Consider the following 26804-nt stretch of genomic DNA (forward strand, 5'->3'; position numbering starts at 1 on the left):
CCGATTAGCAGCTGACGGTATTTTCGATATTTAAAATGTGATATAGCTCTTCAAGCTTACGAATCTCATAGGTTGGCATGATCTCTGACACATTCGGCTTCATCTCAGGGTTCATCCAGCAAGTATCAAGCCCGGCGAGCTGGCCGCCTTTGATGTCAGCAGTCAATGAATCCCCAATGATTAATGTGTGCTCTGCTGAAAATTGGGGAATCCTTTCAAACACGTAATCGAAATATTCTTTCATCGGCTTTTGGAAGCCTGTGTCTTCAGAAACGAAAATGTCCTTGAAGAACGGAAATAACCCTGAATCACGGAGACGCTTGTATTGTGTGTTAGATACGCCGTTTGTCACGATGTACAAATCAAACTGATGCTGCAGATTTGAGATGAGAGCAAAAGCACCGTCAATCAGCTGATGTCCTTCTTCAAGAAAGCTGCGGTATTTTTGCTCAAGCAAAGCGCCGTCCGCCTCGTAACCGTACTCCTTGAGCAAAGCGGAAAAACGCGTATTCACGACTTCATCCCGTGTCATCTTTCCTTCTTCAAAGGCTTTCCAGAGACCTTGATTGATGGCTTTATACTGCGTCTTCATGTCATTTGTTAAAGGAATGTTTTGATCTTCAAACAGCAAACGCAGGGCTAAAGCTTCTGCCGCTTTAAAATCAAGGATGGTATCATCTACATCAAATAATAAAGTGCGGTATTGTTTCATCTGTGTGTCTCCCCTTCTCATATGTACTCAAAGTATAGCACATAAAAAAAGGAAAAAGCCGGCGGATGGGTGAGGCACCGCCGGCTGAAAAGAGATTAATTGTTTAATAAACTGTGTTTTCTCGAATATAGGAAGTAAACCAGTGTTCCGACAGCAATCCAGATGACAAATGAAAGCCATGTGACGCCGGGAAGGCTGTACATGAACCAGAGGCAGATGCCTGCGCTGATAATCGGCACAATCGGAACGAATGGCACTCTGAAGGACGCTTTGATTTCAGGATGTTTCTTTCTTAGCACAATGACAGCAATGGAAATAACCGTAAACGCGGCAAGTGTTCCCATGTTCACCAGATGAGCCAGCGTTCCGAGGTTAATAAAGCCGGCGATTCCCGCTGCAACGATCCCTGTGAGCCATGTGTTGCGAAACGGCGTTTTAAATGACGGATGCACCTTTGCGAACAAGCCAGGCAGAAGGCCGTCTCTGCTCATGGCAAATGTCAAGCGGACTTGAGCGTACAGCAAAGCGAGCATCACCGTCGTAATCCCGATAATCGCACCAACAGAAATGATCCCGGCAACAGCGTCCTGTCCGACGAATTTCAGCGCGAAGGACACCGGATCTCCGACATTCAATTTGGTATAAGGCATCATGCCTGTCAGCACAAGCGATACCGCGATGTACAGAACCGTGCAGACGGCTAGAGCTGAAATAATGCCGACGGGCATGTTTTTTTGTGGATTTTTCACTTCCTCTGAAGCGTTAGAAACCGCGTCAAACCCAAGGTATGCGAAGAAAACAGTGGCAGCGCTCAGAATGACGCCTTTCATCCCGAATGGCATAAAAGGAGACCAGTTGTCAGGTTTCACATAGCCGATGCCGACAATAATGAACAATAAAATGATCGCGATTTTCATCAGTACGATGACGTTGTTAAAGCGTGTGCTTTCCTTGACGCCTCTGCTGACAATCGCAGTGATAAGGAGAATGATCACTGCAGCCGGAAGATTAAATACGGCATCCGGCGTGCTTCCCGGCGCTCCTGTCAGTGCAGCCGGAAGATGAAGATTGAAGCCGGCAAGCAGTGATTGAAAGTAGGAAGACCAGCCGGTGGCAACCGCCGACAGTGCAATGACATATTCAAGCATGAGATCCCATCCGATCAAAAAGGCGAGCAGCTCTCCAAGTGTCACGTATGAGTATGAGTACACGCTCCCCGAAATCGGAATGGAAGACGAAAACTCAGCATAACAGAATGCAGCCAGCGCACAGGCGAGCCCTGCTAAAATAAACGATATGATGAGGGCGGGACCTGCACCGGTCGCTGCCACTGTTCCTGTAATGACAAAAATCCCTGTACCGATGACACAACCGATACCGAGCAAGGTTAAATCAAATGCGCTTAACGTACGGGCAAGGCTTTTTGACTTGCTCTGCGCACTCAATGTTTCAATCGGTTTTTTTCTAAATAATGAACTCATCAAAAGTTCCTCCCGAAAATATTCAAAATATTCTAATCATTATATACAGTTCTTGTTGTATTATATTGTCGAAATTTGACGCAGTCAATAAAATATTTTTCCGCTTTAAATGATAGAAGCGAAACAGCGTTGTCGTATCATAGGATAGTAATTTTTACTAATAGTATATTCAATTTTATGCAGGATGAACCGATAGAAAAAATAGATTCGCCCACATTTTGATTTGCGGTTAAAAAGGAGATGCTGACCATGTTTCAATATGAAGAGTTGAATAAACAGTATATCGGCGGGAAATGGCAGGAGGGCAGCAGCCCAAATGTATTGGAAAACAAAAATCCTTATACTCAAAAAACATTCACAACATTTCGTAAAGCGACTGCTGACGATGTAGATGAAGCGTACCGGGCAGCGGCGCTGGCGAAGAAAAAATGGGATGCGGTCAATCCGTTCGAGAAAAGAACCATTTTAGAAAAAGCCGTCACGTATATCGAAGAAAACGAAGAAGCCATCATTTATTTGATTATGGAAGAGCTTGGCGGAACAAGGCTCAAAGCAGCCTTTGAAATCGGTCTTGTCAAAAACATCATAAAAGAAGCGGCAACGTTCCCTGTCCGCATGGAAGGCAAAATTCTTCCGTCAACAATAGACGGAAAGGAAAACAGGTTATATCGCGTGCCGGCAGGTGTTGTCGGTGTCATCAGTCCATTTAACTTCCCATTCTTTTTATCTGTGAAATCAGTGGCGCCTGCACTCGGAGCCGGCAATGGCGTTGTGTTAAAGCCGCATGAGGAAACGCCGATATGCGGCGGAACGCTGATTGCGAAAATTTTTGAAAACGCGGGAATCCCAGAGGGGCTGCTGAATGTTGTTGTTACAGACATTGCTGAAATTGGAGACAGCTTCGTTGAGCATCCAGTGCCGCGGATTATCTCATTTACCGGTTCAACGAAAGTCGGCAGCTACATCGGGCAGCTTGCGATGAAGCATTTTAAAAAGCCGCTTCTTGAGCTTGGCGGGAATAGCGCCTTCATCGTGCTTGAGGATGCAGATATAGAATATGCGGTCAACGCGGCGGTGTTCAGCCGATTTACACATCAAGGACAAATTTGCATGTCAGCCAATCGCGTGCTTGTTCATTCATCTATTTATGACAAGTTCCTTGAGCTCTATCAGGCAAAAGTGGAATCGCTGAAAGTCGGCGACCCAATGGACCCTGATACGATTATCGGGCCATTAATCAACAGCAGACAGACAGACGGGCTGATGAAGTCTGTTGAGCAAGCAATTGAAGAAGGCGCTGTACCGGTGAAGCTTGGCGGATTTAACGGGACGATTGTGGAACCGACGATCTTAAAAGACGTCAAACCGTTCATGAGCATTGCCAAGGAAGAGCTGTTCGGGCCGGTCGTCTCCTTTATGAAGTTTGATTCAGAAGACGAAGCGGTGGATATCGCAAACGAAACTCCGTTTGGGTTGAGCGGTGCCGTACATACGTCAAATCTTGAGCGCGGCGTGGCTTTTGCAAAACGCATTGAAACAGGCATGATTCACGTTAATGACACGACCATTAATGATGAACCGAATGTAGCCTTCGGCGGTGAAAAACAATCAGGCCTCGGCCGTTTGAACGGTGAGTGGAGCCTTGAAGAATTTACAACGCTGAAATGGATCTCAGTTCAGCACGAAAAACGCAGCTTCCCTTATTAATGAATAGGAGTGAATGGAATTGAGCATAAAAACAGAAAAAGAAACCGCAGATATTCTGGACGCATTTATCAAAGTAGCCCCTTATTTAAACAGCCTGGTTCAGGATGATATTACAATCGGCATTTATGATACGGAAAAGCTGCTCGTGAATATACCGGCCAAAACCTTTTCGCTGAACGTAAAAGCCGGCGATCCGCTGCAGGAAGGGGATATCATCACAGATGCCATCCGCAGCAATCAGAAGAAAACGAGCATGGTCCCGAAAGAATTGTTCGGCTTCCCATTGATCGCCCGTGCCATCCCGCTCCACGACGAGAATGGAAGAGTCATTGGAGGCGTCGGCCTCGGTACGAGTCTTGAGGAGTCATCAAAGCTGCATGATGTGGCGGAAAGTTTATCGGCTGTCGTTGAACAAACGGCCGCGGCCATTTCCGATATTTCTGAATCAATTAACGGATTTTCAACTCAAATGTCAGGCATTTCCTCTCAGGCGAAAAAAGTAAGCGAAAGCGCCGGTGAAATCGCCGATATTTCAGTAACTGTTAAAGGCATCTCAGACCAAAGCAATCTGCTCGGCTTGAACGCTGCGATCGAAGCGGCAAGAGCAGGGGAGTCCGGAAAAGGCTTCTCTGTCGTCGCAGATGAGATCAGAAAGCTAGCGACGCATTCAAAAGAAAATGTCGGCCAAATTGACCAGATTACGAAAAAAATCCACAGTCTGCTGAAAGGGCTCGAGGAATCCATTGAGTCGATTAATCAGCATACAGACGGACAAGCCGTTGCCGTTGAGCAAATTTCCGCCACGATGCAGGAGATTTCAGGAAGTGCGCAGCATCTTGCAAAAATGGCAGAAAAAGCGCTTGAGGAAGAGTAAGAGACCGGGGACAAACGTCCCCGGTCTTTTTCTTATGCTGCATTTTCATGAAATTCGTCTGACGTTTTACTAGTTTTATTCCAGCGGCTGATTTAAAATGTACACATGAACTTACGTGAGGATTGATAGGAACCATGAGCATATTAAAAGCGGAAAATCTTTATAAAACATACGGAGATAAAACATTATTTGACCATATCTCCTTTCATATTGAAGAGAATGAGAGAATCGGATTAATCGGGCCGAACGGAACAGGAAAATCAACGCTGCTGAAAGTGATTGCCGGCTTGGAATCTATCGAAGAAGGAGAAATCACGAAATCCGGAAGCGTGCACGTCGAATTTCTTCATCAAGACCCGGAGCTGCCCGCGGGGCAAACAGTACTGGAGCATATCTATTCCGGTGAATCGGCTGTGATGAAAACCTTGCGTGAATATGAAAAAGCGCTGCATGAACTGGGGAAAGATCCCGAAAATGAACAGCGCCAGAAACACCTGCTGGCAGCGCAGGCGAAAATGGACGCGAACAATGCATGGGATGCAAACACCCTGGCAAAAACAGTACTGACTAAGCTGGGTGTCAACGATGTAACAAAGCCGGTCAACGAGCTCTCAGGGGGCCAGAAAAAACGGGTAGCCATTGCCAAAAACTTAATTCAGCCCGCTGATCTGCTCATTTTAGACGAGCCGACAAACCATTTGGATAATGAAACGATTGAGTGGCTTGAAGGATATTTAAGCCAATATCCCGGCTCTGTTATGCTCGTCACGCACGATAGATATTTCTTAAACCGTGTCACCAACCGCATTTATGAGTTAGAACGAGGCAGCCTCTACACGTATAAAGGCAACTATGAAGTGTTTTTAGAAAAACGAGCGGAACGGGAAGCGCAGGCTGAGCAAAAGGAAACGAAGCGGCAAAACCTGCTGCGCCGAGAACTGGCTTGGCTCAGACGAGGAGCGAAAGCCCGATCCACAAAACAAAAGGCGAGAATTGACCGGGTAGAAGCGCTTAAAGAGCAGAAAGGCCCTCAATCATCGGGTTCACTCGATTTTGCGATTGGCTCGCACCGTCTCGGCAAACAGGTCATTGAAGCGGAGAACGTCATGATCGCTTATGATGGCCGCATGCTCGTCGACCGCTTTAATGAACTTGTCATACCGGGTGAACGGATCGGAATCATCGGGCCGAACGGCATCGGGAAAACAACGCTGTTAAACACTCTTGCTGGCCGTCATACGCCGGACGGCGGCGATATTACGATCGGACAGACGGTCAGAATCGGCTACTATACCCAGGATCATAGTGAAATGAATGGTGAGTTAAAGGTCATTGACTATATAAAAGAAACGGCGGAGGTCGTAAAAACAGCGGATGGCGATATCATTACAGCTGAACAAATGCTGGAGCGTTTTCTCTTCCCGCGTTCAATGCAGCAGACGTATATCCGCAAGCTGTCCGGCGGGGAAAAACGCCGTTTATACTTGCTTCAGGTTCTCATGCAGGAGCCGAATGTCCTGTTTCTCGATGAGCCGACGAACGATTTGGATACTGAAACATTAAGCGTTCTTGAGGATTACATCGACCAGTTCCCTGGCGTCGTCATTACCGTATCTCATGACCGCTATTTCCTTGACCGCGTCGTCGACCGTTTGATTGTGTTTGAAGGAAATGGTGTCATTTCCCGCTTCCAAGGCTCCTACAGCGATTATATGGAAGCGTCAAAAGCGAAAAAAACAGCTGAAAAACCGGCTGCTGAAGCAAAACCGGCTGAAGCCGAGCCGAAGAAAAAACGGAAAAAGCTTTCTTACAAAGACCAGCTGGAATGGGATGGCATCGAAGATAAAATTGCTCAGCTGGAAGAAAAACATGAACAGCTCGAAGCTGACATCGCCGCAGCAGGCAGTGATTTTGGCAAAATCCAAGAGCTGATGGCCGAGCAGGCGAAAACGGCGGAAGAGCTTGAGGCTGCGATGGACCGCTGGACAGAATTGTCCCTCATGATCGAAGAATTGGAAAGCTAAAAAGCGTGGCCGCAGCAGGCCGCGCTTTTTTTCACATAATGTACAAAAACGAATCGGCCTGCTTATGATAGGATGGAATTGTGTGTCAGCGGCACATGGAAAATTAACGGAGATGATGAAGTATGACATGGGCGATCGTGATGTTAATTCTCATGAGTCTGGTGAAAATCGTATTAACCTGTCTTCCTACAGGCGTCATAGAATGGCTGCTCAGCAAATTTGAAGTGCACGCCAAGCTTAGTGACGAAAATGCGAGCCTCTCTCTAGACGGAAAACGTCTCGAGGGTACAGAGAAGCAGAAAGTGATTGATCAATTTAACGAAGCTGTCTTCCTGGAGAAATATTATATTTACCCAGGTGACGAAGAGCGTTATTTACATCCGGAAAACGGCGGCACGCCGCTGGTGATAGATACGAGAAAAGGCAAACATGATGTAAAGCTGTTTGTATACCGCTACGACGACCATATCGACGTCGTGAAACAGTACAAGAAAAAAGTGATCGCGTATCGAGTGCTTTCTGAAAGCCTTCAAAAAGAGTCTCTGTCATTGACGGGAAGTTTAGCTTAAACAGGAAAGTGAAAGACGGGTGCTTTATGCTGCTCGTCTTTTTTATTGCTTTTTAAAAGTTAACGTTTACGTTAAGGTTCAAAAGGTGTATAATGGTAACAGAAACGGCGAAGGGGGATTTACCTTGGAATGGATGAAGATTGATCAAGTGGCCAAAAGAAGCGGGCTGACAAAGCGGACCATCCGGTTTTATGAAGAAATCGGTTTGATTCCGGCGCCGAAACGGACAGACGGCGGTGTAAGGCTTTATTCAGAGGATGATATGGAGGAGCTTGAGAAAGTCATCAGCACAAAAGAGGTGCTCGGTTTTTCCCTTCAGGAGCTTCAGCATTTCATGGAAACCAGCCGTCAGCTAGAGTTAAACAAAGAGGGGTATTTGTTGTCACTGGATCCTAAGGAACGGAAAGAAAAACTGGAGGAAATTCAGGAAACCCTGAATCACCAGCTGGGTTTGATTGATGAGAAAATCCGCACATTCCAAAGCTTTAAAGAACATCTGCAGGGCATGAAAGAAAAAGCGGAACGTGGCATTCAATCAATCGAATGAAAAGTTTGTTAAACGCTATTTTTTTAGCGTTTCTTTTAATGGAATAAAGATGGAGGTCAGGTCAAATGGATAAGACAAAACAAGTGAATCAGAAAACAGGCTTGCTCAGCCAGCCGAAAGCGGTATGGGCTGTGGCGTTTGCCTGTGTGATTTCTTTTATGGGAATCGGGCTGGTCGATCCAATTCTTCCGGCCATTGCCGCACAATTACATGCTTCACCTAGTGAAGTATCACTCTTGTTTACAAGTTATTTACTTGTTACCGGATTTATGATGTTTTTCTCAGGAGCCATTTCCAGCCGCATCGGCGCGAAATGGACATTAATTCTTGGACTTATTTTTATTATTGTGTTTGCGGGGCTTGGCGGCAGCTCAAGTTCAATTGCTCAGCTAGTCGGCTATCGCGGCGGCTGGGGATTAGGTAATGCTTTGTTTATCTCAACAGCGCTTGCGGTTATCGTCGGCGTGTCAGTCGGCGGCAGCGCTCAAGCGATTATTTTGTATGAGGCTGCGCTCGGTCTCGGGATTTCTGTAGGACCGCTTGCAGGCGGAGAGCTTGGAAGCATTTCATGGCGCGCACCGTTTTTCGGAGTATCTGTCCTGATGTTTATTGCGTTAATCGCGATTTCTTTCATGCTTCCGAAGCTGCCGAAACCGGTAAAACGCGTCGGTGTATTTGATGCGATGAAGGCACTCAAATATAAAGGCCTTTTAACGATGGCGGTATCGGCATTTCTATACAACTTTGGATTTTTTATTTTGCTAGCTTATTCTCCGTTCGTACTGGATTTAGATGAACACGGTCTTGGATATGTCTTCTTCGGCTGGGGCCTTCTGCTGGCGATTACGTCAGTCTTTACGGCGCCGCTCGTGCACAAAGCGCTGGGCACAGTGCGTTCGCTCGTCGTTCTCTTTATCGCCTTTGCGGCCATTCTCGTTATTATGGGGATCTGGACAGACCATCAGACTTTGATTATTACATGTATCGTTGTCGCCGGTGCTGTCCTCGGTATGGTGAATACGATCATGACAACCGCTGTGATGGGTTCTGCGCCTGTTGAACGTTCAATCGCGTCTTCAGCCTACAGCTCAGTGCGCTTCATCGGCGGGGCACTCGCTCCGTGGATTGCGGGAATGCTGTCAGAACACTTCACCGCAAGCACACCATATACAGTCGGCGGTATCGTTGTTTTTGTCGGCATGCTTGTCCTTCTCATGGGACGTAAACATCTTGCCGGAATTAAGGCGGGTCATTAATAACGAAAGACACTGCGAAGATGCAGTGTCTTTTTATTCGTTATAATGCATCATAATCGAATTGGTGCAGGAAAGGGCATCCGCTTCGGCCAGGCATTGATGCGGCGGGGATTTATCTTGTAGAATCTGAGAATGTGTCCGTTCATTTACGATTGCCATTTCAAGTGATGGTTCATGCTGTAGAGGGGACGTTTGCCATGGATAAGGCAGAACCTGACGAATATGAGCAGTAAAAAACCCGCCCTTCAGCAGGCGGGTTTTTTTATAAATTAAAGCACTTTCGTCGTCCAAGACTCGCAGTTCCACGTTTCTGTCGCGATATCCATATAAAACTCTGGCTCGTGGGAAATAAGCAGAATCGAGCCTTTGTATTCTTTGAGCGCGCGCTTGAGTTCTTCCTTGGCATCGACATCCAAGTGGTTTGTCGGTTCATCGAGCACTAACAGGTTTGTTTCCGAATTGATCAGCTTGCACAATCTGACTTTCGCTTTTTCGCCTCCGCTTAATACGGAGACGCGGCTTTCGATATGCTTTGTCGTCAGTCCGCATTTTGCCAGTGCGGCACGGATTTCATACTGCGTATAAGAAGGGAATTCGCTCCATACCTCTTCGATGCACGTATTGTTGTTTGTTTCCTTGACCTCTTGCTCGAAATAGCCGGTATAGATGTGCTCGCCGCGTTCAACCGAACCTTCGAGCGGCTGGATCTCGCCAAGCAAACTTTTCAGCAACGTCGTTTTTCCGATCCCGTTTGCGCCGTAAAGGGCGATTTTTTGGCCGCGCTCCATGCGGAGGTTGAGCGGACGGGACAGCGGGGAATCGTAACCGATCACGAGATCCTTCGTTTCAAAAATCAGCTTGCCTGACGTTCTCGCCGGCTTAAAGTGGAATTCCGGCTTTGGCTTTTCTGCCGCAAGCTCGATCATATCCATCTTATCGAGTTTCTTTTGGCGGGACATCGCCATGTTTCTCGTGCTGACACGCGCTTTGTTGCGGGCAACGAAATCCTTCAGCTCTGCGACTTCCTGCTGCTGCTTTTTGTAGGCCGCTTCAAGCTGCTGTTTCTTCACCTCGTAGACTTCCATAAACTGATGGTAGTCGCCGACATAGCGTGTCAGCTCTTGATTTTCAACGTGATAAATCAGGTTGATGACGCTGTTTAAGAACGGAATGTCGTGGGAAATCAGGATGAACGCGTTCTCGTATTCCTGCAGGTAGCGTTTTAGCCATTCAATATGCTGTTCATCAAGATAGTTGGTCGGCTCATCGAGAAGCAGAATTTCCGGCTTTTCAAGGAGAAGCTTAGCGAGAAGGACCTTTGTGCGCTGTCCGCCGCTCAGATCGGTGACATCGCGCTCTAAGCCGATATCACTCAAACCGAGGCCGCGGGCGATTTCTTCCACTTTGGAATCAATAACATAAAAATCATTGTTTGTCAGCGCGTCTTGAATTACGCCGACTTCTTCAAGAAGCTTCTCGAGTTCGTCGGGATCTGCTTCACCCATTTTGTTGTAAATCTCGTTCATTTCCTCTTCCATCGCAAATAGATAATGGAACGCGTCTTTCAGAACGTCACGAATGGATTTTCCTTTTTCCAGCACGGTATGCTGGTCCAGATAGCCGACACGGACATTTTTTGACCACTCGACTTTTCCCTCATCAGGTTCAAGCTTTCCGGTAATAATATTCATGAAGGTTGATTTTCCTTCACCGTTTGCGCCGATCAAGCCGACGTGCTCGCCTTTTAACAGGCGGAAGGAAACGTTATTAAAAATGGCCCGGTCACCGAAGCCGTGGCTTAAATCCTTTACAGATAAAATACTCATGTTTACACCTCTATCGTTTATCAAACACGCACATCGGCGTGTAATATTCACCCTTTTGATTATAAAGGAGGATTCGGAATGTTGAAAGGTATAGGAAAGAAAAAGAAAAATTGCGTTCCGGGCGAGGTTTTGAGATACTATGGAATAGATTTCAGGAATTGAGGAGAACAAAAATGACGCAAACTTGGCCATTTTTACATAATGCACAATCATTTATACAAGAGAATTGGAATGCTTCCGGCTTTCAAAAGCCAACCCCTGTTCAGGAGCAGGCAGCCCAGCTGATCATGGACGGAAAGGATGTCATTGCAGAATCACCGACAGGCACAGGGAAGACGCTGGCGTATGCGCTACCGGTCTTGGAGCGGGTCAAGCCGGACCAGAAGCATCCGCAGACAGTCATTTTAGCGCCTTCGCGTGAGCTGGTAATGCAGATTTTTCAAGTGATTCAGGATTGGAAAGCGGGCTCAGAGCTGCGCGCCGCTTCCTTAATCGGCGGGGCGAATGTGAAGAAGCAGGTTGAAAAGCTGAAAAAACACCCGCATATCATTGTCGGCACGCCGGGCAGAGTATTTGAACTGATTAAAGCAAAGAAACTCAAAATGCATGAAGTAAAAACGATCGTGCTTGATGAAACGGATCAGCTCGTCCTGCCGGAGCATCGCGAAACGATTAAGCAAATCATTAAAACAACATTGAGAGACCGCCAGCTTCTTTGTTTCTCAGCCACCCTCAAAAAGGAAACAGAGGACGTGCTCCGCGAATTGGCGCATGAGCCTGAGGTGTTGAAGGTACAGCGAAGCAAGACGGAAGCTGGGAAAGTGAAGCATCAATATCTCATTTGCGACCAGCGTGACAAAGTAAAGCTGCTGCAAAAGCTGTCAAGGCTTGAAGGCATGCAGGCACTCGTATTTGTGAGAGACATCGGCAACCTGAGTGTATACGCGGAAAAGCTGGCATATCACCACGTTGAACTCGGCGTTTTGCACAGCGAAGCGAAAAAAATGGAGCGGGCTAAAATCATTGCCGCATTCGAAGACGGAGAGTTCCCGCTTTTATTGGCGACTGACATTGCCGCACGCGGTTTAGACATTGAAAACCTGCCATACGTGATTCATGCTGATATTCCTGATGAAGATGGCTATGTCCACAGATCAGGACGAACAGGCCGGGCCGGAAAAGAAGGCAACGTGCTGAGCCTTGTTACGAAATTGGAGGAATCAAAGCTGAAAAAAATGGCGAAGAAGCTTGGTGTTGAGCTGAGTGAAGCTGTGTATGCAGGCGGAAAACTGAAGACGAAATAAAAAGAAGGGCGAAAAGCCCTTTTTTTGTTGTAAAATAATAGAAAAGTTTCGCGCGGGAGGTGGGAAGGTGGTTTCAATAGACAGGTTTCAAGTAATGAAGGAGCCAGAGCTGAAAATCCTTGAACACTGGTTTGAAAATGAGGATACCAGGCGCAGAATGGAAGGGATGCTGCCATTAGATGAGTGGTATGCACGAGTAAATAAAGATGTACACGATACTGTCATCATGGCGTATGATGGGCAGCTGCCGGCAGGAATGGCCGTTATTGAGTTCGGGGAGGAGCGGACGTATATTGGATTGATCGTCAATCCTCTGTACCGGCTTCAAGGGTACGGAAAACGGATATTACAAAAGCTGCTGACCGAACCTGATTTTACAAGAGTGCGGGAATGGGTGGCATGCATCGAAGAAGATAATCGAATCAGTTTAGCCTGCTTTCAAGCAGCGGGGTTCACTTTGGAAGATACGAAACCAGATGAAGATGGTTTTCTTACGTTGATTTTTCGCAGCTGACCTCAATAAACTAAAAGGAGGGCAAAAAGCCCTCCCGTTTTCATCTTCAGCTCGGATCGCTGACCTTGATCAGCTGTTTTCCTTTATTTTCTCCCTTAAATAAGCCGAGAAACGCGTCAGGAATCTTTTCGAAGCCTTCTATGATGGTTTCCTCGTAATGGAGTTTACCAGCCTTCAGCCATTCAGCCAGCTGTTTTGCTCCCTCAGGAAAACGATCGGAGTAGTCGCTGACGATAAAGCCTTGCATCAGCGATTTGGTTTTAATCAGCTTTGATTGGACACGAGGGCCCATGTCATCTGCTTCGCTTTCTGCGTTATAGGAAGAAATGGCGCCGCACACCGGAATGCGGGCAAATTCATTGAGCAGATTCATGACCGCGTCTGAAATCGGTCCGCCGACATTGTCAAAATACACATCGACACCGTCAGGACAAGCGTCTTGAAGCGCTTTTTGGATATCATTCGCTGTTTTGTAATTGATGGCTTCGTCAAACTGAAGCTCCTGTTTTAAATAGTCGATTTTTTCATCAGAGCCCGCGATACCGACAACTCGCGCGCCTTTGATTTTGGCAATTTGCCCGACTGTTGAACCGACTGCTCCCGCAGCTCCGGAGACAACCACGGTTTCGCCTTCCTTCGGGCGCCCGATGTCCAGCAATCCGAAGTATGCCGTCAAGCCGGTCATTCCCAAAATGCCGAGATAGGCAGAAGCGGGAGCGAGGCTTGTATCAATTTTACGCAAGGCAGACTCGCTTACCGCGGAATATTCCTGCCAGCTGAGGTTTCCGATGACGATATCTCCTTTTTTCAGATGATTCCCGTCTGACACAACTTCAGCGATAACCCCGCCAGAAAGCGCTTCATTTAATGCGAATGGCTCAACATATGACTTCGTATCCTGCATACGGCCGCGCATATAGGGGTCAACTGATATATATAGCGTTTTGACAAGCACTTCCCCTTGCTTCGGTTCAGGAACCGGAACGGTTTCAAAGCGAAAGTCTTCATGAACAGGAACACCTTGCGGACGTCTTGCTAATTGAATTTGCTGCTGAGATGCTGTCATTTTCATCCTCCTATCACTTGGTTGACACCACTGTAACATGGACAGGAGAGGAAATACAAAAGGTAAGCTGGCAAAATAAAAAGGAGAGGATCTACCTCTCCATTTCATTTCGCCCTTAATTTCGGACACAGTCCCGTCGGCAGGCACATTGGCTTCTGGTCGATCGGGCTTCTCATGATGCAGCATTCCAAGCCGAAGACTTCACGGAAAAATGGCTGGGTAAATACATCTTCCGGAGTTCCGGCATTATATATTTTTCCGTCAAGCACACTGATCAGATAGTCAGCATATTGAGCGGCTTGGTTTAAATCATGGAGCACCATGACAATGGTGCGGCCATGATCGCGGTTCAGCTTTTTCAGCAGCTCAAGCACTTCAATCTGATGTGAAATGTCTAAGTACGTGGTCGGCTCATCAAGCAAAAGCAAATCAGTGCCTTGAGCAAGCGCCATGGAAATCCATGCTCTTTGTCTTTGACCGCCTGAGAGGGCATCAAGTGTCCGATCCTTCAGTTCAATCATGCCCGTTGCTTCCAGCGCCCACTCTACCATGTCGTGATCCTCTTGGGTATGCTTGGATAACAGCTTTTTGTGAGGATGTCTGCCAAAATAGCATAATTCCTCTACCGTCAATCCTTCAGGAGCCTGAGGAGATTGTGGAAGAATGGCCATTTTTTTTGCGACTTCTTTTGATGGCTGGCGGTGGATGTCTTTTCCTTCTAATAGCACTGTCCCGCTTTTCGGGGCCATCAGCCTGGCGAGCGATTTGAGGATTGTTGATTTACCGCAGCCATTGGCGCCGATGAGCGCAGTGATTTTTCCTTCTTCTATCTTTAAGTCGACTCCGTCAATAATCACTGTGCTGTCATATGAAAGAGTGAGCTGGTCTGCAGCCAGTTTTCCCATGGTATCCTCTCCCTACTGTTTCCTCGCTTCGAATTTCAATAAATATAAGAAATAAGGCGCGCCGATCACGGCTGTCAGTATTCCGGCAGGTATTTCAACCGGGGGCATGATGCCGCGCCCTAGAGTATCTGCAATTAATAATATAATAGCACCAATCAATGCCGATGCAGGCAGTAAATATTTAGCTTTTTCTCCGGCAAGCCGTCTGGCAATATGCGGAGCAAGCAAGCCGATAAAACCGATTGAGCCGACGACGGCTACACAGCTTCCCGCCAGCGCAACCGCGGTGAAAATCAGGATGAATCTCAGCCGGTTTGCGTTTTCCCCGAGACCCTGCGCAAGCTCATCACCGAGTGACATAAGATCCAGCTTCGGTATGAGAATGCAGACGATCGGAAAAAGAATCAAAAGCCATGGCGCAAGCAGCTTGACTTCTTCCCAGTTTCTTCCCCAGAGGCTGCCTGTCAGCCAAATGAGTGCAGCATTCACGTCGCCCGGAAACTTGACCATCATATATTGCATTCCGGCGTGGCAGACCGCGCCTAAGGCAATGCCTGATAAAGCCAGTGAAGAGGGCTGAATGCTCTTTTTTCGGGCTATCATTAACAATAGTACAGCAATAATGGCTGCTCCGGCAAATGCGGAGAACGGAAGCACGTATACCGGCGACTCAGGAAAGATGAGAATCACAGCCATCGCCGCAAGTCCGGACCCTTTTGAAATGCCGACAACGTCCGGGGAAGCGAGCGGATTTCGGATCACACCCTGTAAAATCGCTCCGGCAACAGCGAGACCTGCACCGGCCAAAATCGCTAAGATAATGCGGGGAAGACGATATTGCTGGATGATAAATTCAAAGGAATGATCCAGTCCCAGCAAATTCGTCACCACTGCCTCAGGTGAAATGTATAATGCACCGATTCCGATGCTGATGACGGACAGAACGATCAAAATCATGGCCAATATGAGTATCGCCAGCAAGGGGCGTTTTTGTTTTCTGGTTGTTTTCTTCATTTCAGATGTCGCCCTTTCCTTGCCAAATATAAGAAAAACGGCGTTCCGATAATCGCGGTGACAATGCCGACCGGTGATTCATAAGGAAATGCAATCCATCTGGCCAGAACATCTGCGTACACCAGCAAAATGGCACCGAACAGTGCCGAAAACGGAAGCACGTATTGATAATGTTCTCCGATCAGCTTGCGGACAATATGCGGGACGAGCAGTCCAACAAAGCCAATCGGCCCGGCGACGGCTACGGAAGCGCCGGAAAGAATTAAAATAATCAAACTGATCAGAATCCGGATGCCATTCATATTTTGTCCAAGCCCTTTTGCTGTTTCGTCTCCGAGACCGAGAACAGAAATAGAACCGGAAAATACGAGAGCAAGCCCGATGCCAATGACAGAAAACGGAGCGATGGTCAAGACGTCCTGCCAATTGCTGCCGTCGATTGCGCCTGTCATCCAGTAAAGAACATCCTCTCCTGACTCATTTAAAATAATGATGGCCTGTGTCATAGAGGAGAGGAACAAGTGCACGGCCATTCCTGACAGCGCCAGTTTGACAGGTGTCATGCCGCCGGATGAGGCAATCATATACACAATCGCGCCGCCTGCCGCCGCACCCGCAAAAGCGAATATAACAGAAGAATAGGGCGATGCCGGCAGAATGACGAGAGAAGCAACGACAAAAAGCGATGCACCCGCATTCACACCGAAAATTTGGGGTGAAGCCAGAGGGTTTCTCGTCATAGCCTGCATCAGCGCCCCTGCTACAGCTAGGCTGGCGCCTACAAAAACGCCGATTAATGTGCGGGGAAGGCGAAGAGTAGAGATGATGAGCTGTTCCTTTGAACCGTCCCATACAAAAAGATATTTCAATGAATCTATAATGCCGATGTCTGAGGCTCCTACTGAAAGATTCAGCCCAAGCCCAAATATAAAAATGATCAGTGCAATGATGAACATCATCAGTCTTGATGATGAGCGCCGTTTGGCTGAATGATACAACAGTCTCACTTCCTTACTGCGTCTGGTTGCAAAAACGAAGAAGCAAGGATTTCCCCTCGCTTCTCATTTGTCCTATTTATTATACACTTTTGTAAGCACATCTTTGGCGCTTGTTTCACTAGACTTGATGCCTCTGAATCTTGTCCAGGTGTCACGGTCCGCATCATAGACTTGTCCATTTTTCACTGCTTTGAGATTTTTCCAGAGCGGGTTCGTTTTCCACTCGTCTACAATGGTCTTGCCTTCGTTGGCTGAGATGAACAAAATATCAGGATCGATTTTGCTCAATTGCTCGAGGCTGACCTCTTGATAGGCGTTATCTGACTTCACAGCGTGTGTAAAGCCGAGCATTTTAAAGATTTCTCCGTCATAGGATGATGATGTATGAAGCTGGAAGGAATCCGCTCTTGCAACGCCGAGAACGATGTTGCGGTTTTCATCTTTCGGAAGTTCGGCTTTTAGACCATTGATGACTTTGTTGTGCTCGGCAAGCTTTTCTTTTCCTTCATCTTCTTTATTTAATGCTTTTGCAATGGTTGTAAAGCTGTCGATTGTTTCGTCATATGTCGCTTCACGGCTTTTTAATTCAATCGTCGGGGCGATTTGTTTCAGTTGTTTATAAATGTTTTTATGGCGCTCAGCGTCAGCGATGATTAAATCAGGCTTCAAGGAACTGATGACCTCAAGATTTGGTTCGCTGCGTGTGCCTACAGATGTGTAATCAATGGAGCTGCCGACAAGCTTTTTAATCATATCTTTTTTGTTGTCATCGGCGATGCCCACCGGCGTAATGCCGAGATTGTGAACGGCATCCAAGAATGAAAGCTCAAGCACAACCACCCGCTTAGGTGTGCCGCTTATTGTCGTTTTTCCTTCTTCGTCATGGATTACTCTGGAATCCTTAGACTTGCTTTCGCTGCTCTCGTTGTTATTCTGGCTTGATGAACAGCCGGATACAATGAGGCAGGCAAGCAATAAAACACTCATGATGGCAATCAGCTTGTTAGAATAGGTGCGCATGTCATTCTTCCTTTTTTTAGATTTAGTAATGAGAATCATTATCACATGTAACACTATAATAGCATGGCTTACCATGTCAATATTTTTTTAGTAAAGAAAGCTGCGTTTTTACTGCTTTCTCATGAAAGCATCATCAGACACAAATAAGTGGTATGCAGCGTTACCGTGTCTTCGAGACAAAAACGCATGGGCGTTGGCTTTAGAGGTTTCGAACATATCAGCAGTGACATATGGGAGGAGAGTGTTGAGATAACCGGACAATTTCTTTTCTATTTCGTCCGCAAGCGCAAACTCAATATCGCCGATATTCATAATAATCGAGAAAACAAAGTCGATATCGATATCAAAATGCTCCTCGGCAAAAACCGCAAGCTCGTGAATTCCTGGTGAACATCCGGCACGCTTATGGAAAATCTGTTTGACTAAATCACTTACAATCCAAGCATTGTATTGCTGTTCTGGTGAAAAGTATTGCATTAGACATACCTCCTGCTCGTACGGATAAAGGCAGCAATTCATGGTCGTGTGCTCCGTGCAGCGGCTTCTCTTTGATTTTGATTTTTCTGAAAATAGGTTCCGTTCCTATCACTTTACCATGGACGGAAAATAAATAGCTACTACCATTCTTCCTGTTTTTCTCTTCAATGTTCTGGAATCTGTTTCAGGTAAAGACGAACGGGTATGAAGGAAATATAGAAAACAAGAAGGAGGAATATCGAAATGAAACCAGTTGTAAAAGAGTATACAAATGACGAACAGCTCATGAAGGATGTAGAGGAATTACAGCAAATGGGTGTGGCGAAAGAGGATGTATACGTCTTAGCTCACGACGATGACAGAACGGAACGCCTGGCTGACAACACGAACGCCAACACGATCGGAGCCAAAGAAACAGGTTTCAAGCACGCGGTCGGAAATATCTTTAATAAAAAAGGAGACGAGCTCCGCAATAAAATTCACGAAATCGGTTTTTCTGAAGATGAAGCCGCTCAGTTTGAAAAACGCTTAGATGAAGGAAAGGTGCTTCTCTTTGTGACAGATAACGAAAAAGTGAAATCTTGGGCATGAAGCAGGGAAAAAACCAAAAGGCCAATGTCGGCCTTTTGGTTTTTTTGCGGTCTTTGCGGTGGTATTTTGCAGAATGCCGCAATAGGATAGCGGAACATTTTCGGTTCTGGATGTCCCTCCATTTGCTATTATATTTTTGTGATAAATTGGAATAAAATCTCACAAAATAGAAAATGGGGGTACATAGTGAATGAAAAAAGTGATGTTAGCTACGGCTCTGTTTTTAGGATTGACTCCAGCTGGCGCGAATGCAGCTGATTTAGGCCACCAGACGTTGGGCTCCAATGATGGCTGGGGCGCGTACTCGACGGGCACGACAGGCGGATCAAAAGCATCGTCCTCAAATGTGTATACCGTCAGCAACAGAAACCAGCTTGTCTCGGCATTAGGGAAGGAAACGAACACAACGCCAAAAATCATTTATATCAAGGGAACGATTGACATGAACGTGGATGACAATCTGAAGCCGCTTGGTCTAAATGACTATAAAGATCCGGAGTATGATTTGGACAAATATTTGAAAGCCTATGATCCTAGCACATGGGGCAAAAAAGAGCCGTCGGGCACACAAGAAGAAGCGAGAGCACGCTCTCAGAAAAACCAAAAAGCACGGGTCATGGTGGATATTCCTGCAAACACGACGATCGTCGGTTCAGGGACTAACGCTAAAGTCGTGGGCGGAAACTTCCAAATCAAGAGTGATAACGTCATTATCCGCAACATTGAATTCCAGGATGCCTATGACTATTTTCCGCAATGGGATCCGACTGACGGAAGCTCAGGGAACTGGAACTCACAATACGATAATATCACGATAAATGGCGGCACACACATCTGGATTGATCACTGTACATTTAATGACGGCTCGCGCCCGGACAGCACATCACCGAAATATTATGGAAGAGAATATCAGCACCATGACGGCCAAACGGATGCTTCCAACGGCGCTAACTATATCACGATGTCTTACAACTATTATCACGATCATGATAAAAGCTCCATTTTCGGATCAAGTGACAGCAAAACCTCTGATGACGGCAAATTAAAAATTACGCTGCATCATAACCGCTATAAAAATATTGTCCAGCGCGCGCCGAGAGTCCGCTTCGGGCAAGTGCACGTATACAACAACTATTATGAAGGAAGCACAAGCTCTTCAAGTTATCCTTTCAGCTATGCATGGGGAATTGGAAAGTCATCTAAAATCTATGCCCAAAACAATGTCATTGACGTACCGGGACTGTCACCTGCTAAAACGATCAGCGTATTCAGCGGGGGAACGGCTTTATATGACTCCGGCACGTTGCTTAACGGCACACAGATCAATGCATCAGCTGCAAACGGGCTGAGCTCTTCTGTCGGCTGGACGCCGTCTCTGCATGGATCGATTGATGCTTCTGCTAATGTGAAATCAAATGTTATAAATCAAGCGGGTGCGGGTAAATTAAATTAAGAAAGTGAAAAACACAAAGGGTGCTAACCTTTGTGTTTTTTAATTAATTAAAATGTTTATTAACTTAGTTAAGGAGTAGAATGGGAAAGGGGATCGGAAAACAAGTATATAGGAGGAGACCTATTTATGGCTTCAGAAAAAGACGCAGGAAAACAGTCAGCAGTAAAGCTTGTTCCATTGCTTATTACTGTCGCTGTGGGACTAATCATCTGGTTTATTCCCGCTCCGTCCGGACTTGAACCTAAAGCTTGGCATTTGTTTGCGATCTTTGTCGCGACAATTATCGGCTTTATCTCCAAGCCCTTGCCAATGGGTGCAATTGCAATTTTTGCATTGGCGGTTACTGCACTAACTGGAACACTATCCATTGAGGATACATTAAGCGGATTCGGGAATAAGACCATTTGGCTTATCGTTATCGCATTCTTTATTTCCCGGGGATTTATCAAAACCGGGCTCGGTGCGAGAATTTCGTATGTATTCGTTCAGAAATTCGGGAAAAAAACCCTTGGACTTTCTTATTCACTGCTATTCAGTGATTTAATACTTTCACCTGCTATTCCAAGTAATACAGCGCGTGCAGGAGGCATTATATTTCCTATTATCAGATCATTATCCGAAACATTCGGATCAAGCCCGGCAAATGGAACAGAGAGAAAAATCGGTGCATTCTTATTAAAAACCGGTTTTCAGGGGAATCTGATCACATCTGCTATGTTCCTGACAGCGATGGCGGCGAACCCGTTGATTGCCAAGCTGGCCCATGATGTCGCAGGGGTGGACTTAACATGGACAAGCTGGGCAATTGCCGCGATTGTACCGGGACTTGTAAGCTTAATCATCACGCCGCTTGTGATTTACAAACTGTATCCGCCGGAAATCAAAGAAACACCGGATGCAGCGAAAATCGCAACAGAGAAACTGAAAGAAATGGGACCGTTCAAAAAATCAGAACTTTCCATGGTTATCGTGTTTCTTTTAGTGCTTGTGCTGTGGATTTTTGGCGGCAGCTTCAACATCGACGCAACCACAACCGCATTGATCGGTTTGGCCGTTCTCTTATTATCACAGGTTCTGACTTGGGATGATATCAAAAAGGAACAGGGCGCTTGGGATACGCTCACTTGGTTTGCGGCGCTTGTCATGCTGGCCAACTTCCTGAATGAATTAGGCATGGTGTCTTGGTTCAGTAACGCCATGAAATCATCAGTATCAGGATTCTCTTGGATTGTAGCATTCTTAATCCTAATTGTTGTGTATTTCTATTCACACTATTTCTTTGCGAGTGCGACGGCACACATTAGTGCGATGTATTCTGCATTTTTGGCTGTCGTCGTGGCAGCGGGCGCACCGCCGCTTTTAGCAGCGCTGAGTCTCGCGTTCTTCAGTAACCTGTTCGGGTCAACGACCCACTACGGTTCTGGAGCGGCTCCGGTCTTCTTCGGAGCAGGCTACATTCCGCAAGGCAAATGGTGGTCCATCGGATTTATCCTGTCGATTGTTCATATCATCGTATGGCTTGTAATCGGCGGATTATGGTGGAAAGTATTAGGAATATGGTAGAAAGAAAAAGGCAGACGCGGTCTGCCTTTTTTTATTTACACTCCTTCGTAAGAAAATGGATTTTGAAAAATAAGAAAATTTCCTGTGAAAAATGGTATGATCTAGGTAGAAAGGACGGCTGGTGCTGTGGTGAAAAAGCGGTTCCATTTTTCCCTGCAAACAAAAATAATGGGGCTGATTGCGGCTCTGCTGGTCTTTGTCATTGGTGTGCTGACCATTACGTTAGCCGTTCAGCATACACAGGGAGAACGGAGACAGGCAGAGCAGCTGGCGGTTCAAACGGCGAGAACCATTTCCTATATGCCGCCAGCTAAAGAGCTCATTGAAAGAAAAGGCGGACATGCGGCTGAGACGCAAGAGGTCATTGAACAAATGAAAGAACAGACTGGCGCGTTTGCCATTTATGTTTTGGACGAAAAAGGAGACATTCGCAGCGCCTCTGGAAAAAGCGGATTAAAGAAACTGGAGCGCAGCAGAGAAATTTTGTTTGGCGGCTCACATGTTTCTGAAACAAAAGCGGATGGACGAAGAGTGATCAGAGGGAGCGCGCCGATTATAAAAGAACAGAAGGGATATAGCCAAGTGATTGGCAGCGTGTCTGTTGATTTTCTGCAAACGGAGACAGAGCAAAGCATCAAAAAACATTTAAGAAATTTGAGCGTGATTGCTGTGCTTGTGCTGCTGCTCGGATTTGCCGGCGCCGCCGTGCTGGCCAAAAGCATCAGAAAGGATACGCTTGGGCTTGAACCGCATGAGATCGCGGCTCTATATCGTGAGAGGAACGCAATGCTTTTGGCGATTCGAGAAGGGATCATTGCCACCAATCGTGAAGGCATCGTCACCATGATGAACGTGTCGGCGGCCGAGATGTTAAAGCTGCCCGAGCCTGTGATCCATCTTCCTATAGATGACGTCATGCCGGGAGCAGGGCTGATATCTGTGCTTGAACAAGGAGAAATGCTGCCGAACCAGGAGATAAGCGTCAACGATCAAGTGTTTATTATCAATACGAAAGTGATGAATCAAGGCGGGCAGGCGTATGGGATTGTCGTCAGCTTCAGGGAGAAAACAGAGCTGAAGAAGCTGATTGACACATTGACAGAGGTTCGCAAATATTCTGAGGATCTCAGGGCGCAGACTCATGAATTTTCAAATAAGCTTTATGCGATTTTAGGGCTGCTTGAACTTGGGGAGTATGATGAAGCCATTGATCTGATTAAAGAGGAATATGCGATACAAAATGAACAGCATGATCTTTTATTCCATAACATTCATTCGCAGCAGGTGCAGGCCATTTTGTTAGGGAAAATAAGCAAGGCATCGGAAAAGAAGGTCAAGCTGGTTATTGATGAGAACAGCTCACTCGCGCCTCTTCCTGCACATATCGGCTTGTCCCATCTTATTACGATCATTGGCAATTTAATTGATAACGCTTTCGAAGCTGTAGCGGAGCAAAGCGTGAAGGAAGTTTTGTTTTTTATCACGGATATGGGCCATGACATTGTCATTGAAGTATCAGATACAGGGCCCGGTGTGCCGCCAGATAAGATGGAAGAAGTGTTTGAGAGAGGCTATTCTTCAAAGGGGATGAAGAGAGGCTATGGTCTAGCCAATGTGAAAGACTCAGTTCGTGAATTGGGCGGCTGGATCGAACTGTCGAATCAAAAAACTGGCGGAGCGGTATTCACTGTGTTTATACCGAAGGAGAAACAAGGGGGGAATCCATTTGATTCACATCGCGATTGCGGAGGATGATTTTCGAGTTGCGCAAATCCATGAGAGATTGATTAAACAGCTTGATGGATTCAAGATTATCGGCAAGGCGGCTAACGCAAAAGAGACAATGGCGCTTTTGAAGGAAAACAAGGCTGATTTGCTTCTGCTGGATATTTATATGCCGGACGAGCTTGGGACCGCGTTGATTCCTGAAATACGAATCCGATTTCCTGAAGTGGACATTATGATTATCACAGCGGCAACAGAAACCCGTCATTTGCAGGAAGCGCTAAGGGCGGGGATTGCCCACTATTTGATCAAACCCGTAACGGCTGACAAGTTCAGGCAGGTGTTGCTTCAGTATAAAGAAAAAAGGAAGCTGCTCATGTCTCAGCCGGAGGTCAGCCAGTCCATGATCGATCATATTTTTGGGAATGGTGTGAAGACAGCTTTGCCGGCAGAGGATTTGCCGACTGGCATTAATTCGATTACATTGCGAAAAATTAAGGAAGCGCTTCAGACTGCGTCAGAAGGATTGACAGCGGAGGAACTTGGGGAAAAAATGGGGGCGTCACGAACAACTGCCCGCCGTTATGCCGAGTACCTTGTGTCAAAGGAAGAAGCAAGAGCCGAGCTTGAATACGGGATTATCGGCAGGCCGGAGAGAAAATATTATTTGGCGGCGGATTAGATATGAAAAAATCTATAATATTATTGATTCTTCTATTGATCTTTATGCAGGGTGATATTAGGCAGGCGGCTGCGCCGCACCTGCCGGACGGGCCGATAGAAATTGTCGTCCCCGCCGAACCTTCTGGCGGCTGGGATGTCACAGCGCAGGCGATCCAATCAGTTTTGAGGCAGAAGCAGATCGTAAAGGGTGATGTTCATATCGTCTATAAACCCGGCGGCGGGGGAGAGAAAGGCTGGAAATATGTCAACAAAAGCAGCAAACAAACCATCAGCATGACGTCCAGCCTAATATTGAGCAATGATCTTCTCGGGCAAAGCAAATTAAAAATGGCCGATTTTACTCCGCTCGCCATTCTCTCCAAGGAATGGCAGACGGTTGCATTGCCAAAAGGATCAGCGTTAACAAATGGCAAGGATGTGCTGAATGAGATCACCATGCATCCCGGCAAGGTGAGAATTGGCTTTGCCCCGGGGTTTGGCAATGATGATCAGCTCTCGTTCGTCAGAGCGGCAGATATGTACGGCATTGACCCGTTTGACATTCAATTCTCACAGTATGACAGCAGTGAACAGCTCATTCAGGCGCTGATCAGACATGAGATAGAAGCGGCTTCCATGACACTTTCTGAAGCGAAACCATATGAACGAAACGGCGATATCACGTTAGCCGCTGTAACGTCTGATAAAAGACTTCCCGGTTTTCCAAATGTACCGACGTGGAAGGAGCAGGGAATCCCGTTTGTTTTTTCTCATTGGAGAGGGATTTTGGGCCCGAAAAATATGTCTGAGGAAGAGATTTCTTACTGGGATCAAGCGCTAAAGAAGGTCACCTCCTCACCTGAATGGAAGCGGAAAATAAACGAACAGGACTGGGAAAGTTTTTATTTGAACAGCAGGGAAACGAAACGGTTTTTAGAAGAGCAATCTGCTTTTTATCAAAGCATCATGACAGGAAATTAAGATCCCGGCATCCCGGGATTTTTTTCATGCCGAAAATTGATCAAAAAGAACAAAACGGTTTTAAAAAATTAAAAATACAAAAAAACCAAATTATTTACTTGCGGTTGGTTTTCCCATACGATGGCAAAAAGGCAAGACAAAAAGGGGAGTAAGGGAGAAAAAAATGTAAGCGGATTCATTTAAGGGGGAATGGATGTGTTAGCAATCTTAGGCTTTCTCATGATGCTTGTGTTTATGGCATTGATCATGACAAAACGGCTTTCTGTTTTAACAGCATTAGTTTTGACGCCGATTGTGTTTGCGCTTATCGCCGGATTTGGATTTACTGAAGTTGGGGACATGATGATTTCGGGGATTCAGCAAGTCGCGCCGACTGCGGTCATGATTATGTTTGCGATCTTATATTTTGGAATTATGATTGATACAGGCCTGTTTGATCCAATGGTTGGCAAAATTTTAAGCATGGTCAAAGGAGACCCTTTAAAAATTGTTGTCGGGACAGCGGTTCTTACAATGCTCGTCGCCTTGGACGGAGATGGCTCGACAACGTACATGATTACGACAAGCGCCATGCTTCCTCTCTATTTGCTGCTAGGCATCCGGCCAATTATCTTGGCAGGAATCGCGGGAGTCGGCATGGGAATCATGAACACAATTCCATGGGGCGGTGCGACGCCGAGGGCGGCGAGTGCGCTGGGGGTTGATCCAGCTGAGCTTACAGGGCCGATGATTCCTGTCATTGCAAGCGGGATGCTTTGTATGGTGGCGGTTGCGTATGTGCTTGGAAAAGCGGAACGAAAGCGCCTTGGTGTGATTGAACTGAAACAGCCGGCCAATGCCAATGAACCGGCTGCTGCGGTTGAAGATGAGTGGAAGCGGCCGAAGCTTTGGTGGTTCAATTTATTATTAACGCTTTCTTTAATAGGATGTTTAGTATCGGGTAAAGTCAGTTTAACCGTACTGTTTGTCATTGCGTTTTGTATTGCGCTGATTGTGAATTATCCCAATCTCGAGCATCAGAGACAGCGCATCGCGGCGCATTCCAGCAATGTGCTGGCTATCGGTTCAATGATTTTTGCCGCGGGGGTGTTCACGGGGATTTTGACAGGCACGAAAATGGTTGATGAAATGGCGATCTCGCTCGTGTCCATGATACCGGAACAAATGGGCGGATTGATCCCGGCGATTGTTGCCTTAACAAGCGGCATTTTTACATTCTTGATGCCGAATGACGCGTATTTCTACGGGGTGCTGCCGATTTTATCAGAAACAGCTGTCGCATACGGTGTGGATAAAGTGGAAATTGCCAGAGCCTCTATTATCGGCCAGCCAATTCATATGCTGAGTCCGCTTGTGCCATCCACTCATTTGCTTGTCGGGCTTGTCGGGGTTTCTATTGACGACCACCAAAAATTCGCATTGAAATGGGCGGTTCTCGCAGTGATCGTCATGACGGCTATCGCTCTATTGATCGGTGCGATCTCTATTTCCGTATGATAATTCAGGCGTAATGACACACACTAACGGCATACAA

At 46.5% G+C, this 26804-nt stretch carries 26 protein-coding genes; 16 read left to right on the plus strand and 10 right to left on the minus strand.

The genetic code is table 11. The annotated features are described in order from the left end of the window. Window positions 1-4: 4 nt before the first annotated feature. Both BLL41_RS13565 and bcaP read right to left on the minus strand, forming a co-directional pair. Entirely contained in the window at window positions 5-712 is a 708-nt protein-coding gene (locus BLL41_RS13565) for a YjjG family noncanonical pyrimidine nucleotidase (RefSeq protein ID WP_071578253.1), read from the minus strand. A 95-nt stretch (window positions 713-807) separates the two neighbouring features. After that, window positions 808-2193 carry a branched-chain amino acid transporter BcaP gene (gene bcaP, locus BLL41_RS13570; RefSeq protein ID WP_071578254.1) on the minus strand — a complete coding sequence of 462 codons (1386 nt, stop codon included), beginning with the start codon at window positions 2191-2193 and terminating at the stop codon, window positions 808-810. A 249-nt stretch (window positions 2194-2442) separates the two neighbouring features. Between bcaP and yfmT the strand changes: the two genes are divergently transcribed. From yfmT to BLL41_RS13600, 6 genes are all read left to right on the plus strand, one after another. After that, window positions 2443-3900 carry a benzaldehyde dehydrogenase gene (gene yfmT / locus BLL41_RS13575; protein WP_071578255.1) on the plus strand — a complete coding sequence of 486 codons (1458 nt, stop codon included), beginning with the start codon at window positions 2443-2445 and terminating at the stop codon, window positions 3898-3900. Between the two features lie 469 nt (window positions 3901-4369). Then, the gene (locus tag BLL41_RS23335; RefSeq protein ID WP_371261920.1) at window positions 4370-4774 is read left to right on the plus strand and encodes a methyl-accepting chemotaxis protein; all 405 of its coding nucleotides are present in this window, start codon (window positions 4370-4372) and stop codon (window positions 4772-4774) included. A gap of 134 nt (window positions 4775-4908) precedes the next feature. Beyond that, entirely contained in the window at window positions 4909-6798 is a 1890-nt protein-coding gene (locus BLL41_RS13585; RefSeq protein WP_071578257.1) for an ABC-F family ATP-binding cassette domain-containing protein, read from the plus strand. Window positions 6799-6920: 122 nt separating this feature from the next. After that, window positions 6921-7367: a YfmQ family protein gene (locus BLL41_RS13590; protein ID WP_071578258.1), complete on the plus strand. Its 447-nt coding sequence runs from the start codon at window positions 6921-6923 to the stop codon at window positions 7365-7367. A 124-nt stretch (window positions 7368-7491) separates the two neighbouring features. Further along, window positions 7492-7914, plus strand: coding sequence for a MerR family transcriptional regulator (locus BLL41_RS13595; RefSeq protein ID WP_040083865.1), 423 nt, complete (start codon window positions 7492-7494; stop codon window positions 7912-7914). A 65-nt stretch (window positions 7915-7979) separates the two neighbouring features. Then, complete coding sequence (locus BLL41_RS13600; protein ID WP_071578259.1) at window positions 7980-9170, plus strand: MFS transporter; 1191 nt, start codon at window positions 7980-7982, stop codon at window positions 9168-9170. A gap of 33 nt (window positions 9171-9203) precedes the next feature. Here BLL41_RS13600 and BLL41_RS22400 read toward each other — a convergent pair whose 3' ends face one another. Beyond that, on the minus strand, window positions 9204-9461 hold the full coding sequence (locus tag BLL41_RS22400; protein WP_083428014.1) for a hypothetical protein: 258 nt from the start codon (window positions 9459-9461) through the stop codon (window positions 9204-9206). After that, window positions 9440-10996 (minus strand): ABC-F family ATP-binding cassette domain-containing protein, encoded by a 1557-nt coding sequence (locus BLL41_RS13610; protein WP_014663168.1) that lies wholly within the window; start codon window positions 10994-10996, stop codon window positions 9440-9442. Before BLL41_RS13610 ends, BLL41_RS22400 begins: the two co-directional genes overlap by 22 nt. A gap of 173 nt (window positions 10997-11169) precedes the next feature. Here BLL41_RS13610 and BLL41_RS13615 point away from each other — a divergent pair, with 173 nt between their 5' ends. Then, window positions 11170-12300: a DEAD/DEAH box helicase gene (locus BLL41_RS13615; RefSeq protein WP_071578260.1), complete on the plus strand. Its 1131-nt coding sequence runs from the start codon at window positions 11170-11172 to the stop codon at window positions 12298-12300. A gap of 67 nt (window positions 12301-12367) precedes the next feature. Further along, entirely contained in the window at window positions 12368-12814 is a 447-nt protein-coding gene (locus BLL41_RS13620; protein WP_071578261.1) for a GNAT family N-acetyltransferase, read from the plus strand. A gap of 46 nt (window positions 12815-12860) precedes the next feature. Here the strand turns inward: BLL41_RS13620 and BLL41_RS13625 are convergent, their stop codons facing one another. The 6 genes from BLL41_RS13625 to BLL41_RS13650 form a co-directional block, all read right to left on the minus strand. Beyond that, entirely contained in the window at window positions 12861-13880 is a 1020-nt protein-coding gene (locus BLL41_RS13625; protein ID WP_071578262.1) for an NADP-dependent oxidoreductase, read from the minus strand. Between the two features lie 104 nt (window positions 13881-13984). Then, on the minus strand, window positions 13985-14785 hold the full coding sequence (yfmF, locus tag BLL41_RS13630) for a Fe(3+)-citrate ABC transporter ATP-binding protein YfmF (RefSeq protein ID WP_071578263.1): 801 nt from the start codon (window positions 14783-14785) through the stop codon (window positions 13985-13987). A gap of 12 nt (window positions 14786-14797) precedes the next feature. After that, entirely contained in the window at window positions 14798-15799 is a 1002-nt protein-coding gene (yfmE, locus tag BLL41_RS13635) for a Fe(3+)-citrate ABC transporter permease YfmE (RefSeq protein ID WP_071578264.1), read from the minus strand. Beyond that, the gene (gene fecD, locus BLL41_RS13640) at window positions 15796-16797 is read right to left on the minus strand and encodes a Fe(3+) dicitrate ABC transporter permease FecD (protein ID WP_071578265.1); all 1002 of its coding nucleotides are present in this window, start codon (window positions 16795-16797) and stop codon (window positions 15796-15798) included. The genes yfmE and fecD overlap by 4 nt, the downstream gene beginning before the upstream one ends. Window positions 16798-16869: 72 nt before the next feature. Continuing rightward, window positions 16870-17817: a Fe(3+)-citrate ABC transporter substrate-binding protein YfmC gene (yfmC, locus tag BLL41_RS13645; RefSeq protein WP_071578266.1), complete on the minus strand. Its 948-nt coding sequence runs from the start codon at window positions 17815-17817 to the stop codon at window positions 16870-16872. A gap of 108 nt (window positions 17818-17925) precedes the next feature. Beyond that, complete coding sequence (locus BLL41_RS13650; RefSeq protein ID WP_071578267.1) at window positions 17926-18294, minus strand: DUF3212 family protein; 369 nt, start codon at window positions 18292-18294, stop codon at window positions 17926-17928. 243 nt (window positions 18295-18537) lie between these two features. On the opposite strand from BLL41_RS13650, the gene BLL41_RS13655 reads away from it, so the two are divergent. From BLL41_RS13655 to citM, 8 genes are all read left to right on the plus strand, one after another. After that, a complete protein-coding gene (locus BLL41_RS13655; RefSeq protein WP_071578268.1) occupies window positions 18538-18885 on the plus strand; it encodes a YflT domain-containing protein in 348 nt (115 codons plus the stop codon). Between the two features lie 190 nt (window positions 18886-19075). Then, the gene (locus BLL41_RS13660; protein WP_071578269.1) at window positions 19076-20338 is read left to right on the plus strand and encodes a pectate lyase; all 1263 of its coding nucleotides are present in this window, start codon (window positions 19076-19078) and stop codon (window positions 20336-20338) included. A gap of 126 nt (window positions 20339-20464) precedes the next feature. Beyond that, window positions 20465-21901 carry an anion permease gene (locus tag BLL41_RS13665; RefSeq protein ID WP_040083848.1) on the plus strand — a complete coding sequence of 479 codons (1437 nt, stop codon included), beginning with the start codon at window positions 20465-20467 and terminating at the stop codon, window positions 21899-21901. A gap of 126 nt (window positions 21902-22027) precedes the next feature. Continuing rightward, a complete protein-coding gene (gene yflR, locus BLL41_RS13670) occupies window positions 22028-23656 on the plus strand; it encodes a two-component sensor histidine kinase CitS (protein WP_071578270.1) in 1629 nt (542 codons plus the stop codon). Continuing rightward, on the plus strand, window positions 23628-24308 hold the full coding sequence (citT, locus tag BLL41_RS13675) for a two-component response regulator CitT (protein ID WP_071578271.1): 681 nt from the start codon (window positions 23628-23630) through the stop codon (window positions 24306-24308). The genes yflR and citT overlap by 29 nt, the downstream gene beginning before the upstream one ends. A gap of 2 nt (window positions 24309-24310) precedes the next feature. After that, entirely contained in the window at window positions 24311-25270 is a 960-nt protein-coding gene (locus BLL41_RS13680; protein WP_071578272.1) for a tripartite tricarboxylate transporter substrate binding protein, read from the plus strand. Window positions 25271-25296: 26 nt separating this feature from the next. Continuing rightward, a complete protein-coding gene (locus BLL41_RS23100; protein WP_003233716.1) occupies window positions 25297-25422 on the plus strand; it encodes a hypothetical protein in 126 nt (41 codons plus the stop codon). Between the two features lie 43 nt (window positions 25423-25465). Further along, a complete protein-coding gene (gene citM / locus BLL41_RS13690) occupies window positions 25466-26767 on the plus strand; it encodes an Mg(2+)/citrate complex secondary transporter CitM (protein WP_003242978.1) in 1302 nt (433 codons plus the stop codon). Window positions 26768-26804: the final 37 nt, after the last annotated feature.

This window comes from Bacillus sp. FMQ74 (assembly GCF_001875785.1).
GTDB classification, from domain to species: domain Bacteria; phylum Bacillota; class Bacilli; order Bacillales; family Bacillaceae; genus Bacillus; species Bacillus stercoris.

Coding starts and splice junctions, on each gene's coding strand:
- BLL41_RS13565 (WP_071578253.1), bottom strand. CDS start 712: ATGAAACAATACCGCACTTTATTATTTGATGTAGATGATACCATCCTT.
- bcaP (WP_071578254.1), bottom strand. CDS start 2,193: ATGAGTTCATTATTTAGAAAAAAACCGATTGAAACATTGAGTGCGCAG.
- yfmT (WP_071578255.1), top strand. CDS start 2,443: ATGTTTCAATATGAAGAGTTGAATAAACAGTATATCGGCGGGAAATGG.
- BLL41_RS23335 (WP_371261920.1), top strand. CDS start 4,370: ATGTCAGGCATTTCCTCTCAGGCGAAAAAAGTAAGCGAAAGCGCCGGT.
- BLL41_RS13585 (WP_071578257.1), top strand. CDS start 4,909: ATGAGCATATTAAAAGCGGAAAATCTTTATAAAACATACGGAGATAAA.
- BLL41_RS13590 (WP_071578258.1), top strand. CDS start 6,921: ATGACATGGGCGATCGTGATGTTAATTCTCATGAGTCTGGTGAAAATC.
- BLL41_RS13600 (WP_071578259.1), top strand. CDS start 7,980: ATGGATAAGACAAAACAAGTGAATCAGAAAACAGGCTTGCTCAGCCAG.
- BLL41_RS13610 (WP_014663168.1), bottom strand. CDS start 10,996: ATGAGTATTTTATCTGTAAAGGATTTAAGCCACGGCTTCGGTGACCGG.
- BLL41_RS13615 (WP_071578260.1), top strand. CDS start 11,170: ATGACGCAAACTTGGCCATTTTTACATAATGCACAATCATTTATACAA.
- BLL41_RS13625 (WP_071578262.1), bottom strand. CDS start 13,880: ATGACAGCATCTCAGCAGCAAATTCAATTAGCAAGACGTCCGCAAGGT.
- yfmF (WP_071578263.1), bottom strand. CDS start 14,785: ATGGGAAAACTGGCTGCAGACCAGCTCACTCTTTCATATGACAGCACA.
- yfmE (WP_071578264.1), bottom strand. CDS start 15,799: ATGAAGAAAACAACCAGAAAACAAAAACGCCCCTTGCTGGCGATACTC.
- yfmC (WP_071578266.1), bottom strand. CDS start 17,817: ATGCGCACCTATTCTAACAAGCTGATTGCCATCATGAGTGTTTTATTG.
- BLL41_RS13650 (WP_071578267.1), bottom strand. CDS start 18,294: ATGCAATACTTTTCACCAGAACAGCAATACAATGCTTGGATTGTAAGT.
- BLL41_RS13655 (WP_071578268.1), top strand. CDS start 18,538: ATGAAACCAGTTGTAAAAGAGTATACAAATGACGAACAGCTCATGAAG.
- BLL41_RS13660 (WP_071578269.1), top strand. CDS start 19,076: ATGAAAAAAGTGATGTTAGCTACGGCTCTGTTTTTAGGATTGACTCCA.
- BLL41_RS13665 (WP_040083848.1), top strand. CDS start 20,465: ATGGCTTCAGAAAAAGACGCAGGAAAACAGTCAGCAGTAAAGCTTGTT.
- BLL41_RS13680 (WP_071578272.1), top strand. CDS start 24,311: ATGAAAAAATCTATAATATTATTGATTCTTCTATTGATCTTTATGCAG.
- BLL41_RS23100 (WP_003233716.1), top strand. CDS start 25,297: ATGCCGAAAATTGATCAAAAAGAACAAAACGGTTTTAAAAAATTAAAA.